Source organism: Psychroserpens luteus (genome assembly GCF_015319355.1).
Taxonomy (GTDB): Bacteria; Bacteroidota; Bacteroidia; order Flavobacteriales; family Flavobacteriaceae; genus Psychroserpens; species Psychroserpens luteus.
In genome coordinates this window covers 1-13,910 of the sequence record NZ_JADILU010000002.1, presented here as the reverse complement: position 1 = coordinate 13,910, position 13,910 = coordinate 1, and the positions used below count along the sequence as shown (strand labels likewise).

At 30.9% G+C, this 13,910-nt stretch carries 16 protein-coding genes, 1 rRNA gene and 1 pseudogene; 17 read left to right on the top strand and 1 reads right to left on the bottom strand.

Annotation, left to right across the window (positions count from 1 at the left end):
- Position 1 precedes the first annotated feature (1 nt).
- From IM744_RS03645 to IM744_RS20890, 17 genes and pseudogenes are all read left to right on the top strand, one after another.
- Entirely contained in the window at positions 2-610 is a 609-nt protein-coding gene (locus IM744_RS03645) for a tRNA (guanine-N1)-methyltransferase (RefSeq protein WP_194506751.1), read from the top strand.
- A gap of 140 nt (positions 611-750) precedes the next feature.
- Positions 751-1,188 (top strand): GNAT family N-acetyltransferase, encoded by a 438-nt coding sequence (locus tag IM744_RS03640; protein ID WP_194506750.1) that lies wholly within the window; start codon positions 751-753, stop codon positions 1,186-1,188.
- A 68-nt stretch (positions 1,189-1,256) separates the two neighbouring features.
- On the top strand, positions 1,257-1,751 hold the full coding sequence (locus IM744_RS03635) for a hypothetical protein (RefSeq protein ID WP_194506749.1): 495 nt from the start codon (positions 1,257-1,259) through the stop codon (positions 1,749-1,751).
- Positions 1,752-1,918: 167 nt separating this feature from the next.
- The gene (locus IM744_RS03630; RefSeq protein ID WP_194506748.1) at positions 1,919-2,335 is read left to right on the top strand and encodes a hypothetical protein; all 417 of its coding nucleotides are present in this window, start codon (positions 1,919-1,921) and stop codon (positions 2,333-2,335) included.
- A gap of 67 nt (positions 2,336-2,402) precedes the next feature.
- Positions 2,403-3,467 carry a magnesium/cobalt transporter CorA gene (gene corA / locus IM744_RS03625; RefSeq protein WP_194506747.1) on the top strand — a complete coding sequence of 355 codons (1,065 nt, stop codon included), beginning with the start codon at positions 2,403-2,405 and terminating at the stop codon, positions 3,465-3,467.
- A gap of 63 nt (positions 3,468-3,530) precedes the next feature.
- Entirely contained in the window at positions 3,531-4,208 is a 678-nt protein-coding gene (gene trmD, locus IM744_RS03620; RefSeq protein ID WP_194506746.1) for a tRNA (guanosine(37)-N1)-methyltransferase TrmD, read from the top strand.
- Between the two features lie 7 nt (positions 4,209-4,215).
- Positions 4,216-4,698, top strand: a complete 483-nt coding sequence (locus tag IM744_RS03615) for a hypothetical protein (RefSeq protein ID WP_194506745.1) — start codon at positions 4,216-4,218, stop codon at positions 4,696-4,698.
- Positions 4,699-4,709: 11 nt separating this feature from the next.
- Positions 4,710-5,027, top strand: a complete 318-nt coding sequence (locus tag IM744_RS03610; RefSeq protein WP_194506744.1) for a hypothetical protein — start codon at positions 4,710-4,712, stop codon at positions 5,025-5,027.
- 306 nt (positions 5,028-5,333) lie between these two features.
- A complete protein-coding gene (rplS, locus tag IM744_RS03605; RefSeq protein WP_194506743.1) occupies positions 5,334-5,684 on the top strand; it encodes a 50S ribosomal protein L19 in 351 nt (116 codons plus the stop codon).
- Positions 5,685-6,479: 795 nt separating this feature from the next.
- Positions 6,480-7,052: a pentapeptide repeat-containing protein gene (locus IM744_RS03600; protein WP_194506742.1), complete on the top strand. Its 573-nt coding sequence runs from the start codon at positions 6,480-6,482 to the stop codon at positions 7,050-7,052.
- Between the two features lie 154 nt (positions 7,053-7,206).
- Complete coding sequence (locus IM744_RS03595; protein ID WP_194506741.1) at positions 7,207-9,426, top strand: NADP-dependent isocitrate dehydrogenase; 2,220 nt, start codon at positions 7,207-7,209, stop codon at positions 9,424-9,426.
- A 317-nt stretch (positions 9,427-9,743) separates the two neighbouring features.
- The gene (gene murQ, locus IM744_RS03590; RefSeq protein WP_194506740.1) at positions 9,744-10,562 is read left to right on the top strand and encodes an N-acetylmuramic acid 6-phosphate etherase; all 819 of its coding nucleotides are present in this window, start codon (positions 9,744-9,746) and stop codon (positions 10,560-10,562) included.
- Positions 10,552-10,785, top strand: coding sequence for a DUF6095 family protein (locus IM744_RS03585; protein WP_194506739.1), 234 nt, complete (start codon positions 10,552-10,554; stop codon positions 10,783-10,785). The genes murQ and IM744_RS03585 overlap by 11 nt, the downstream gene beginning before the upstream one ends.
- Positions 10,786-11,748: 963 nt before the next feature.
- A pseudogene (locus IM744_RS03580) lies at positions 11,749-12,660 on the top strand (M43 family zinc metalloprotease); the annotation flags it as partial.
- Positions 12,661-12,692: 32 nt separating this feature from the next.
- Complete coding sequence (locus IM744_RS03575) at positions 12,693-12,863, top strand: hypothetical protein (RefSeq protein ID WP_194506738.1); 171 nt, start codon at positions 12,693-12,695, stop codon at positions 12,861-12,863.
- A gap of 51 nt (positions 12,864-12,914) precedes the next feature.
- Positions 12,915-13,238 carry a hypothetical protein gene (locus tag IM744_RS03570; RefSeq protein WP_194506737.1) on the top strand — a complete coding sequence of 108 codons (324 nt, stop codon included), beginning with the start codon at positions 12,915-12,917 and terminating at the stop codon, positions 13,236-13,238.
- A complete protein-coding gene (locus IM744_RS20890) occupies positions 13,235-13,423 on the top strand; it encodes a T9SS type A sorting domain-containing protein (protein WP_194506736.1) in 189 nt (62 codons plus the stop codon). Before IM744_RS03570 ends, IM744_RS20890 begins: the two co-directional genes overlap by 4 nt.
- 410 nt (positions 13,424-13,833) lie before the next feature.
- On the opposite strand, the gene rrf is transcribed toward IM744_RS20890, so the two are convergent.
- A 5S ribosomal RNA gene (rrf, locus tag IM744_RS20995) occupies positions 13,834-13,910 on the bottom strand; the annotation flags it as partial.

Genomic DNA, 13,910 nt, shown 5'->3' with positions numbered 1-13,910 from the left:
AATGAAATTTTTTAAGACGCTTTTACTCACAACCTTAACACTTTTATTGTTTTCTACATCAAATGCTCAAGATGCAAATGATGACGAAAAACTATCTTTAAACAGTGGTACAATAGACAATCAATTTGAATATGTTATTAGACGATCAAACAGTTGGCAAGATTACAAGACTGTTAAAAAAACGTGGTTATATGCATTAAAAGCACATACTATTGATTCTCTTAAAGCGGTTCATAAAGATTTATACGATACGCAGGCAATTGTAGAAACTCAAGCTAAAGAAATTGAAGGTTTAAAATTAAATCTTAGTAATACGAAAACAAGCTTAGATAATACTATCGAAGAAAAAGACAGTATGACATTATTTGGAGTCCCAATGACAAAACCAAATTATAGCCTTACACTTTGGAGTATTGTTGGTGTATTATCTGCATTGTTATTATTCTTTATTTATAGATTTAAAAGTAGTAATACAGTTACTAAACAAGCTAATAAAAGTTTAGCAGAAATAGAAGAAGAATTTGAAGAGCATAGACGTAATGCTTTAGAGCGTGAGCAAAAAGTAAGACGTCAATTACAAGATATGATTAATGAGCAAAAGAAAGCTTAATTAATTTATTTAAAGACAAATTTAGTCGCTGAACGAAATCGAAGCGCATTATATCAATAAAAATCTGTAATTTTAATTACAGATTTTTTTGTCTAAATAGACTAAGCTCGTTCATTAAGTGAAGTCGAAACGTTTTTCTTATGACTATAACTCGTGCAAAACTCAAAGACCTAAACGATCTAGCATCACTTTTTGATGCATATCGTGTGTTCTACAAACAAAACTCAAACATAGATGTTGCCAAACGATTTTTAAAACAACGCATGATTAAGAATGACTCTATTATCTATATCGCTTATGATAATGATGAGGCTGTTGGGTTTACACAATTGTATCCATTGTTTTCATCGGTTTCTATAAAACCTATGTATATGCTTAATGATTTGTTTGTAAGTTCAACTCATCGTGGTCAAGGTATAGGTGAAGCATTGATTGAACGTGCTAAGCAGTTATGCCAAACTGAAAATAATAAAGGTCTAGCCATACAAACTGCTTTTAATAATCCTGCGCAACATTTATATGAGCGATTGGGTTTTAAAAAGGATCCTGATTTGCAGTTTTTCTGGAGCAATAAGTAACACCTCCAGAACTATTATTCTCTCAAATAAAATATCAATGTTTAGTTACTTTAAAAGCCTCTAAGGAAATGAATGATTTGTATTATCCTTTAATTATTGCTTTGGTTATATACATCTTATTGTCTGCCTTGAACAGTAAAAAGAAACAAAAGAAAATAGATAACGCTATAAAATCTTTAGAAAGTGATTATGAGTATCAATTTAAAATTAGCGGAAGAGTGCACTTTTCTAAATTACATATATTACTTGAATGTTATTTAACTGTGTTGTATTCTGAAAACAATATATTGATATATGGCTATGATAATTATAGCCATAGACAAACTAAATTTCTATTTTACACAGACAAAAACAACGCTTTAATTGAAGATATCAATATCCCAAAATATTCAATTTTAGATATAGAAATTATAGAGAATGATAAGATCTTTATAAATGGTGACGATAATAGTATAATTACACTACGCTATATCAACTACGGAAAAGAGAAACCTCAATTGAAAGAACCAAAATTTGTTGAATTATTAAAAAAATTAAATAAAGCAACACTTCTATCTACATAATTAATAATTTTTGGGCTTCCAAGTCATTGCTTTTACTTTTCCTTTATTTTTATATATGCGTACCAGTAGATTGGAGAAGATTGAAAATTTAGTTTCATAAAATTGATTTAAGTAATTTTTATATCTAATGCAATAACTATATTAGTTATTACATTCAAACATCAAAAATGATCGTAAAAAACAAAACAATATCCAAAGGATTTCTAATCGCTGGATTAATGAACATATCTGTATTGATATTTTCAAGATTCTTCAATAACCCAGTAATCAATGAATTTGATCAAGATGTGATGTCAAATTTTGGATTACTAATGATTATTATTTGGGGTTTTGCTTATATATCGGTTGCTAAAACATATAATCATGTGAAATGGTTGGTATTAGTATTCGCTATCGAGAAATTAATCTATGGTATTATTTGGACCAAATGGATACTTAATAATTCTGTTTCATATGTCTTTGAAAAAGATACAATGGCTGGTATTTTTTATTCTATTTATGGGATTAATGATTGGACCTTTTTTATATTCTTTCTATTAGTATTTTTCCAATTGAATTCGTCAAAAACAATAAAGATTTCTTAATTTAAAAGTACTGATCAAAATCGAGCTTTATTAGACAATCAGTATCTACTAAAATGTAATAAAAAAAATGACAAGATTTATAAAAAAAAACAGAAGTGAAATTGGACTTTCACCAGACGAATTGATTTTTAGAGGACAACAAAAAATTGATCAAGTCTTATTACGTATTATCGATTTTGATTCAACTCACTTAACAGAAGATGCTGTAAAAACGGTTAAAGAGGTCAGTGAATTTCAACATAAAAATACAGTAACATGGATCAATGTTGATGGTCTCCATAATACTTCTATAATGGAGGAAATCACTTCTGCGTTTAATTTTGACACCTTAGTCATGGCAGAGGTTTTAAATACTGAAGCAAGACCTAGAGTAATTGAGTATGACAATTGTACATTAGTAACAGTTAAAATGTTAAGACTTGATGAGCAGAGCGGTAAAACAATCGTTGAAAATCTAAGTCTTATACTCACAAAAACTGTTTTAATGTCTTTTCAAGAACAAAAAGGAGATGTTTTTGAACCCGTTAGAGAAAGAATTAGAAAACAAAAAAAGAGGATTCGTAATGGAGGTACAGATTACCTAATATTTGCTTTGTTAGATATTGTCGTTGATAATTATCTCTTTGTCATTAGCATTTTAGGAGAAAAAATTGAAACCTTAGAAGAAACGCTTCTTCTAAATCCTAATCAAAATGTGATTAATGAAATCAATAATTACAAAAAAGAATTAAACTTCTTAAGAAAGAGCATCAAACCTGCCAAAGAAATGATTTTTTCACTCGCTAAAACCGACTCTGATTTTATAACTGAAAGTACGTATGTTCACTTCAAAGAACTCGAAGATAATATTAGTCAAGCAAACGATGCTTCAGATGATTATCGTGAGATACTTTCAGACCAACTAAACATCTATCACACAACTATAAGTAGTAAGTTAAATGACATCATGAAATTCTTGACTGTTTTCTCTGTTATTTTTATTCCTCTCACTTTCATCGCTGGCATATATGGAACTAACTTTGAGTACCTACCTGAGCTAAAATATAAATATAGCTATTTCATAATGTGGTTTGTTATGATAGTGGTTGCTGTGGGAATGTTATTATTTTTCAAGAAGAAAAAATGGTTTTAAGAAATATATGAACAACTAATAATCTTTTAATTCATCTATCTTTGCAATCCAAAATCATTAACAATGCGCATAGACATCATAACAGTATTACCAGAATTACTTAAAAGCCCATTTGAAGCTTCTATTTTAAAACGCGCTATTGAAGCTAATTTAGTGAGTGTACATTTTCACAACCTAAGAGATTTTGCAACTGGTGGTTACAAATCTGTTGACGATACACAATTTGGAGGTGGTGCAGGTATGGTGATGATGATTGAGCCTATAGACAAGTGCATTACCAAATTACAAAGTGAGCGTGACTACGATGAGATTATTTATATGACTCCAGATGGTGAACGACTTAATCAAGGTATTGCCAATCAAGTTTCACTCAAAGAAAATATTATTATTCTTTGCGGTCATTATAAAGGTGTAGATCAACGCGTTCGTGATAAGTTTATGACTAGAGAAATCTCCATTGGTGATTATGTATTATCTGGTGGCGAATTAGGCGCTGCAGTATTATGTGATGCCATTATAAGATTAATACCTGGTGTTTTAGGTAATGAGACTTCTGCATTGACCGATTCTTTTCAAGATGGATTGCTAGCTCCTCCTATTTATACAAAGCCTAGAGAGTATGATGGAATGAAAGTTCCTGAGGTTTTATTTAGCGGAAATTTTCCTGAAATCGAGAAATGGCGAGAAGAACAAGCTTATGAGAGGACTAAAAAACTTCGTCCAGACTTATTGGAAGATTAAATAATTTATGATATCAACATATCAATTTAATTTTTATACAAGCTATCATCAATTCTATATTTGTGATAAAAATTCGAGTAAGAATACCAACAGTGATACATTTTGGACTGATGAGGCTCACAAGGATAGAATAGCTATTGAAAATAGAATTTTGGGCATACGAACCGCTTCTTATGGTGATATTACAGGTGAATTAAGAATATTAATCTCCGAAAATCAAAAATATGATGAAACTAAATATGATCATATTGTAGAGATAGGAATAAAAATAGATTCAGGTTATTTACAATTATTAGATTGTCCTAACTCTGAAATAGAATTAGAAATAAAACTTGAACCAGATAATTATAGACTAAGAATTTATTATGCTAACCTAGATAGCGTTATTGGAGATTCTGGAGATGATTACTATTCCATAGAGATATGGAAAAGTACTAAAACTGAAAAATTAGTTCTAAAAAAATATCTTCCAGGCTTATTGGAAGACTAAATATTTAAACTATGGAAAGCTACGAATATCTTTATGCAGCAAGTACTGTAATTTACATTATTACAAGTATAATTGTAGTTATTGCAAGTATCCTATTACATAATAAAGTAAAATCAACCGCGACAATATTAGTTTTAATTGGTAGTATTTCTGCCTTTATATTTAATTTGGGCGACATCTTTCTAAGTTTAATTGCTGGGCGATATGATGTAGAAACATATATACAAATCAATGTTATTGCGAATATTGTTAGTGGTATAACGTATGGCATGTTCTGTGTAGGTTTATTACTCTTTGTAGTAAATGACTTAAAAAAGGGAGAATCTTAAACTAAATCATTAAACCGAAATATTAAAGATGATAGGTTACGTCTTATTGTTTTCTAATTTAGAATAAGACCTAGAGTCATACAAAACTCGTGTTAAGGATTGAAGCATTGTTGGAGCTCCTCGTAGAGAGCGACTGCTGAAAGCCTGACGTTACGAAGCAAAAAAGCGTAGTAACGGAACACCCAAAAAAAATTAACTATTAATTGTCCATTATCAATTATTAACTATCTTTGCACCCACTTTTGGATTAACCTCTGGCGAGAATCGCGAATGTTGATTTGAAACAATCATTATAAATAGTATAAAATGAGTTTAGTTAAATTTGTACAAGACGAATTTGTAACAAAAAAAGATTTTCCAGCATTTGGAGCTGGTGATACATTAACAGTGTATTACGAAATTAGAGAAGGTGAAAAAGTACGTACACAGTTTTTTAAAGGTGTGGTATTACAAGTTAAAGGAGCTGGTTCTTCTCAAACATTCACAATTAGAAAAATGTCTGGTACAGTTGGTGTTGAGCGTATCTTCCCAATTAATTTACCTGCACTTCAAAAAATTGAAGTTAACAAAAGAGGTAAAGTTAGAAGAGCAAGAATCTTTTACTTTAGAGGTCTTACTGGTAAGAAAGCTAGAATTAAAGAAGTTAGAAGAAAATAAGTTTCGACTACATAAAATTTATAAAGCCTTGACAATTAAATGTCAAGGCTTTTTACATATCTACACGTTATTAACAAAAGTTAATAACTACAGTTCATAAAATGTGAATATCTAAACTTCATATAAATTTGGAATTCCCAAACAAAAACTTACATTTACTAAACAATTAACAACAAACTTAGTTTGTTTTTGAATATACTTTCAAATTGATGTTAAATTGTAATAAAGATTTATTCTTTATATAGTATTGTTTTTTGAGGTTTTAGAAAATACATGTATGAACATGTAACTATAAAATCATGAAGTTTAAATTATATTAAATGTGCAAGCAGGTAATAGAATTTTAAATAGAAAGCTTAGAAAAAGTAGCAGAACCGAAAGTGAATGTGAAAAGGAAGAGCAATGTTATTGTTCTATTTATCATGAAAGTGAAAAATAGTAAACAATAAACATCAAGAAAAACAATCTAAAAACGAAGCCTAGTAATAACAGGTCAATACATTTTGAAAGTTATGAACCGTTTCATTGATTTAGTGGATACTTGAACTGAAAAAGACACAAGAACAGTAGTTAAGTTGTCTTAATTTTAGCAGCAATGTTAAATAGGTCATGTAAAGCTATTTCAAAAAAAGCCATGTCAAAGTAGTTAGCTACAGTGATATGGCTTTTGTTTTTTAGTGAGATCTCGTTTTGAAGAGCTAAAAACTGATTCAAAATCATTAATTAAACTAATTTCAACAAAGGTTGGCGTCTCACACTTTTTCATAACTTTGGTTTCTCAAAACCAACTTACCTATGAACCTTCCATATATAAGTGATAAAACTTTCAAAAGTACTAACTACTCTACTGATCACTTGCTACAGGCAGAATATGATAATTGCACATTCATAAATTGTGATTTTTCAGAATCTCATATATCCAATATCAGTTTTATACAGTGTGTGTTTATTGATTGTAATTTTAGTATGGTGAAAGCTAAAAATACTTCTTTACAAGATGTGATATTTGATAATTGCAAACTTTTAGGTTTCCCTTTTCATGACAGTAATTCGTTTTTAATGTCTATGACCTTTATAAAGTCTCAACTTAATTTATCTTCCTTTTTCAATTTACAACTCAAAAACACAATATTTAAAGACTGTAAACTTGAACAAACGGATTTTACTAATGTAAATTTAAGTGGTTCTTCATTTGATAACTGTGATTTATATCTAACCATTTTTGATAATACATTATTAGAAAAAGTCGATTTTACAACCTCATACAATCTTAGTATTAATCCAAACAATAACCGAATTAAGGATGCAAATTTTTCAAAAGAAAACGCCTTAGGACTTTTGACTATTTTCCAAATTAATATTGATTAATTGACTAGATTTTATCCTATATTCAAATGAAGCTTTTTTCGTCTTAAAAAATAAAGTTAATGTGTTTCTTACATTTCAAAAAAACCTTAGTTTTTCGTATATTCGCACTGCTTAATTTCTAAGCATTTTTAATACACTAAATTCAAAATATTTTATGGCAAATACTCCAACAATCATTTATACAAAAACAGATGAAGCTCCTGCATTAGCAACACACTCTCTGTTACCAATTATAAAATCGTTTACAAAATCGTCAAACATAAATATTGAAAGTAGAGATATTTCACTTACTGCTCGTATTTTGGCAAATTTTTCGGATTTTTTAAAAGAATCACAACGTGTGCCAGATGTATTGGCTGAATTAGGAGAATTAGTAAAAAGCCCTGATGCAAACATTATTAAACTTCCAAATATTAGTGCTTCTGTTCCGCAATTAAAAGATGCAATTACAGAATTACAAGAGCATGGTTATGGATTACCAGATTATCCAGATGAGCCTTCAAATGATGATGAGAAAGCAATAAAAACACGTTACGATAAAATTAAAGGTAGTGCAGTAAACCCTGTTTTACGTGAAGGAAACTCAGACAGACGTGCGCCAAAAGCAGTTAAGAATTTTGCAAAAATGAATCCACATTCTATGGGAGCATGGTCTAAAGATTCTAAAACGCATGTTGCAACAATGACTCATGGAGATTTTGCTCACAATGAGGTTTCTGTAACTTTAGAAGAAGCAACCACCGTTAAAATTGTGCACACAGATAAGTCTGGTACTTCAACAATTTTAAAAGATGACTTATCCTTACTTAAAGGTGAAATCATTGATGCAACTATCATGAGTAAAAAAGCATTACTTGAGTTTTTAGAAGAACAAGTAGAAGATGCTTTAGATAAAAGTGTATTGTTTTCATTACACATGAAAGCTACAATGATGAAAGTATCTGACCCAATTATTTTTGGTCACGCTGTACGTGTATTCTTTAAAGATTTATTTGAAAAATATGGTGATACTTTTGATAAGATAGGTGTAGATGTTAATAACGGTTTTGCCAATCTCTTAGATAAATTAAGTCAACTTCCTGAAGTTAAGCGTGACAAAATTAGAGATGACATAAGATTTGCTTTAGACCATAGTGCAGATTTAGCGATGGTTAATAGTGATCGTGGGATTACAAATTTACACGTACCGAGTGATGTAATTATTGATGCATCTATGCCAGCAATGATTCGCACATCTGGTCAAATGTGGAATGCAGAAGGGAAATTACAAGATACAAAAGCAGTTATTCCAGATAGTAGTTATGCTGGTATTTATTCTGCAACTATAGCTTTCTGCAAAAAACATGGTGCTTTTGATCCTACTACTATGGGAACTGTGCCTAATGTTGGATTGATGGCTCAAAAAGCTGAAGAATATGGTTCTCATGATAAGACATTTGAAATAGCTTCAAAAGGTAAAGTAGAAATTATTGATGCTTCAGGGAAAGTTTTAACGTCTCATAAAGTTGATGCTGGTGATATTTGGAGAATGTGCCAGGTTAAAGATGCCCCAATTCAAGATTGGGTAAAATTAGCTGTGAGTAGAGCTAGAGCTTCACAAACTCCTGCAGTTTTCTGGTTAGACAAGAAGAGAGCTCATGATGCAGAATTAATCAAAAAAGTAAATACATATTTACAAGATTACGATACAACTGATTTAGATATTAGAATCCTCTCTCCTATTAAAGCAACAGAATTTACGCTTGAAAGAATTAAAGATGGGAAGGATACAATTTCTGTTTCTGGAAACGTATTACGTGATTATTTAACCGATTTATTTCCTATTCTAGAATTAGGAACGAGTGCAAAAATGTTGTCAATTGTTCCTCTAATGAATGGTGGTGGTTTATTTGAAACTGGTGCTGGTGGCTCTGCTCCTAAGCACGTACAACAGTTTTTACAAGATAATCATTTACGTTGGGATTCTCTAGGTGAATTTTTAGCCCTTGCGGTTTCTTTAGAGCACTTCGGAACTACAAATAATAACAAAAAAGCAATCATTTTATCTGAAACTTTAGATGAAGCAACAGAAAAATTATTATCTAACGGAAAATCGCCATCTAGAAAAGTTAATGAATTAGATAATAGAGGAAGTCACTTCTATTTATCTTTATTTTGGGCAGAAGCTTTAGCTAACCAAACTAAAGATGAAGATTTGAAACATGAATTTGCTCAAGTATTTAAAGATTTGCAAGCACATGAAGCTAAAATTGTCGAAGAATTAAATTCTGTTCAAGGACATGAAGTAGACCTTAAAGGTTATTATGAGCCAAATGAAGATTTGACTTCTAAAGCTATGAGACCAAGTAAAACTCTGAACAAGATCATAGATTAACACTCATTATATTAATAATATTTAAAAGCTCCACTTAAAAAATGGAGCTTTTATATTTTTAACAAATCATCAATGTTTACCTAATAATATAGATATTTGATGTCAATAAATAGTTTTAAATAAATCTATTAACGAAACTAATTTTAAATTTTTAGAGTATTAAAACGACTTTTATACAATAGAGTTATCTATTTTGGGCGTTACCTTTTGTAGTAAAACTACAAATGGTCGTGTCATCCGTTATATCTCTTACAAAAATGTAAGAGGATGTCACTTCTACCATTAACGCAGAAGAAAAAAATAGCTATTTTTACATTATGAAATTCACAAAAACTACTGAGCAAGATTCAAATTATAATCATTTAGAAAAAATGACTATAAATGAATTATTGACCAATATGAATACTGAGGACAAATCTGTGCCTTTGGCTATAGAAAAAGCAATTCCACAAATTGAATTACTAATAGAACAAATAGTATCTAAACTAAAAACAGGTGGAAGATTATTCTACATTGGTGCTGGAACCAGTGGTAGACTAGGCATTTTAGATGCTTCAGAATGCCCTCCAACTTTTGGAGTTTCTCACGATCTAGTTGTTGGCCTTATAGCTGGAGGAGATATAGCTATAAGAAAAGCAGTAGAATTTGCCGAAGACTCAACAAACCAAGGATGGACAGATCTTCAAGATTTTAATATTTCAGAAAAAGATGTTGTCATTGGTATTGCAGCTTCTGGCACAACACCTTATGTAATAGCAGCATTAGAAAAATGTAATTTAAATAAAATTATAACAGGTTGTATTACTTGTAATCAAAATAGTCCGTTAGCTCAGGTATCTCAGTTTCCCATTGAAGTGGTCGTAGGTCCAGAATTCGTAACAGGTAGTTCACGGATGAAAGCAGGCACAGCTCAAAAATTAGTGCTTAATATGATTTCTACATCTACCATGATTAAGTTGAATAAAGTAAAAGGCAACAAAATGGTAGACATGCAATTGAGCAATAACAAGTTGGTTGATAGAGGTATCAAAATGCTTGTAAAAGAATTAAATATTAGTTTTGAAGAAGCTCAGAGTTTGTTAGAAAAACATAAAAACGTAAGAACTGTGATACAAAATTATAGCAATGGAAACTGAAACCAAAAGAACAAATAAAGACTTACTTGTAATAGGAATTAAAACCATGGGAATATCTTTAGTTTTAATGTTTCTAGGTCCTACCCTTTTTTATGTGGCATTGAGTAATTCAGAAAAACCACTTTATATCCCTATTCTAATTGTTGCTTCAATATTCTGTATTCTAGCCATCTATTTTGCCTTTAAAGGTTTAAAAACAGTCATGGACAGTATGTTTAAATAGTAACCCTTCTTATAGAGAAACATCCAATAATACTAAAAAAATTATAAGAGTTATGTAGCAAATACACATAACAAGATGTTTCTAAGCTCACTTTTTTTTTAATGTACTTCCAAATATTATTAAATATTATCGTAATCGATAGTATGATAAGAACTTAGTCTCAAATATCGTTTGGTATAAAACCAAATTACACATTATCATATGATTGACAAATGACAAAGTGTTGTTTAATTTAGTAATGTGTTAGTCATAACACATATAAGCTATTAATATCATCAACTAATCATCAAAAACACATGTGTAAATCTTTACTTTTTTCGCTATTCCTTGGCCTCTGTTTAACTCAACTAGCATTTGCTCAAGAACCTTGTGCGACCAATATAATTCATAGAGAACAATTAAAAAAAGATCCGAACCTCAAAGAGAAGATAAGGTTGAGAGAAGAAAAAATAAAACATTTAGTAGAAAACCCGAATTTAAAATCTATAAGTGGAGTGATTACCATACCTGTTGTGGTGCATGTCGTTTATCATGATGATGGGGAAATATATCAGACGAACTTATCCAGGTACAAATTGATGTTCTAAATCAAGATTTTAGAAGCTAAAACACCGATGCTGATGACATTTGGCCACAAGCTATTGATACTGAAATTGAATTTGTCCTTGCAAAATATGACCCTTGTGGCTTTCCGACTACTGCAATTACACGAACCTATACTGCAACAGATATTTCAGTTGTTGATAGTCAAGGTAGAGCTTATATTTCTGATTCAGATTATGGTGATAAAGATGGCTGGCCTTCTGGTTCTTATTTAAACTTTTGGATTGCTAATCTTCCTTCGCAAGCAGGATTCGCAACGTATCCAGATTATAATAATCCTGATAATCCTATCAATGGAATTTACGTTGACTATTTTGGGTTGGTGGAAGTACTGGAAATGTAAATCCGAATAACAAGGGTCGATCAGCAACACATGAAGTTGGGCATTGTTTGAGTCTATTACATACTTGGAGTGTTAATGCCCCTAGTTCTGGTGATGATGACTTGGTTTCCGACACTCCAAATACTAGTAATCCTAATTATGGTTGTCAAATAGGATTGGAATCTTGTGGCTCAATAGATATGGTACAAAACTACATGGATTACTCTAATGATGATTGTAGAAATTTATTTACTGAGGGGCAAAAACAGAGAATGAGAACAACGTTTGAATCTTATTTGGGAGGTAGAGAATTAATTGTCAGTTCTCAAGGGCTTGCCTACAATTATGATACACAAGACCCATCGTGTCCTGGAGAATCAAATAGAGCAATGACCTTATTAATTAATTTTGATGAATTCCCTCAAGATATCAGTTGGGATATAAAAAATGCTAGTGTTGATATCATTCAATCAGGTGGTCCATACTTAGGAGGCTACAATGATGCACATGGTATTCCATCAGAATATGCAAATTTAGATTATGAAGAAACATTTTGTATTCCAGATGGTACTTATAATTTTACCATATACGATGCTAATGGAGATAGTGTATGCTGTGATTTAGGTGAAGGATATTCCCTCACTGATGAGTTCGGTACTATTTTTGTTTCAGATGACCAAATACAAAGCACTCCATTTACCTTGGAACCATGTATAAAGTCCACAGCACTAGAAGTCGTTTCTGCTAGTTACTATACGATATGCATAGGTAACTCAACAACTTTGACTGCTTCGAGTGGCATTAATGGTACGGATGCTAATATTCAGTGGTATAATGAGACCTCATGTATTTCGGAATATATTTTCCCTTTCGATGTTAACGTGGAAACCGATAGTCCTATCGGAACAGGATTTAGTATAACATTATCACCACAACCACCTATTTTGTAAGACGAGATGGCTTTTGGAACTCTACAGGAAATTTGAGTATTACGATAGTAGTCATAGAAGACGACGGAAATTCATCTGAATGTCCTCCAGATAATGATGAAATCGATGGTGGTATGAATTTACCAGTGGGTAACACAGTTTGTGAAACTATTGTTACTGCTACAAATGCAGGAGCTACCAATTCTATTGAAAATGACAATTAAGCTTCATGCTCTAGTTTTGATCCTGCTGAAGATGTATGGTTTAAAGTCCTGGTGCCATCCTCAGGCAATCTCACCATTGAGACCTCTCTTGCTGATGATTATCCTATTTTTGATACCGTTATGGAAGTTTACTCTGGATCGTCTGGAGCTTTGATCGAAATTGCTTGTGATAATAATAATGGTGACGATTTATTCTCTAATGTAACTATTATAGGAAGAACATCAGGAGAAGTATTACTTATACATGTATGGGAATTTGGTTATGACTTTAAAGGAAACTTTAATATTTGTGCTAGGTCACCAAGCAGCTTAGGTCTTGAACACAATACATTTGAAGGCTTTATATATTATCCTAACCCAGTTAAGATATATTGACAATAAAATCATCAAGAGCTATTGATAAAGTCGAGGTGTTTAATGTTTTAGGTCAAGGTATTATATGTAAAGACGGTCAAAATACTATTCAAAATATTGACATTTCTAATGTTCAGGTAGGAGTTTATATTATAAGAATATACATCGAGAATCAAACAAATACAATCCGAGTCATTAAACAATAGTAAATCTATAATAACAAAAGAAAGAGGTCTCAAAAGGATCTCATTCTTTTGTTTAAGATATGTTTATATAAAACTGATAAGGTTAAACTTTAGGACATTGATATATTAACATAAACATATTGTTCTTAGTGATTTCAACAGTTCTTAATTAGACGAAAAAATGTTTTGCTATTTAAAACGCTCTGTTTCCTCATAATATTGACAATGAGATTAATTATAATTATGATAATTATGCTATGCCTAATGTAGAATAATATGAAGAAGTTTTCAAATAAAATCTAGAATAGAAGTTTAGAAAAAAAACACAAAAAAGTTACAAACAAAACACAAATGTCTAAATGCCAGTAAAGGATATATCAAATTTAAATAAAACAAAAAAAATCCTCAACAAATAAATGTTGAGGATTTAAAAAAGGCGACGACCTACTCTCCCACAAATGCAGTACCATCGGCGCAAATGGGCTTAACTTCTCTGTTCGGAATGGTA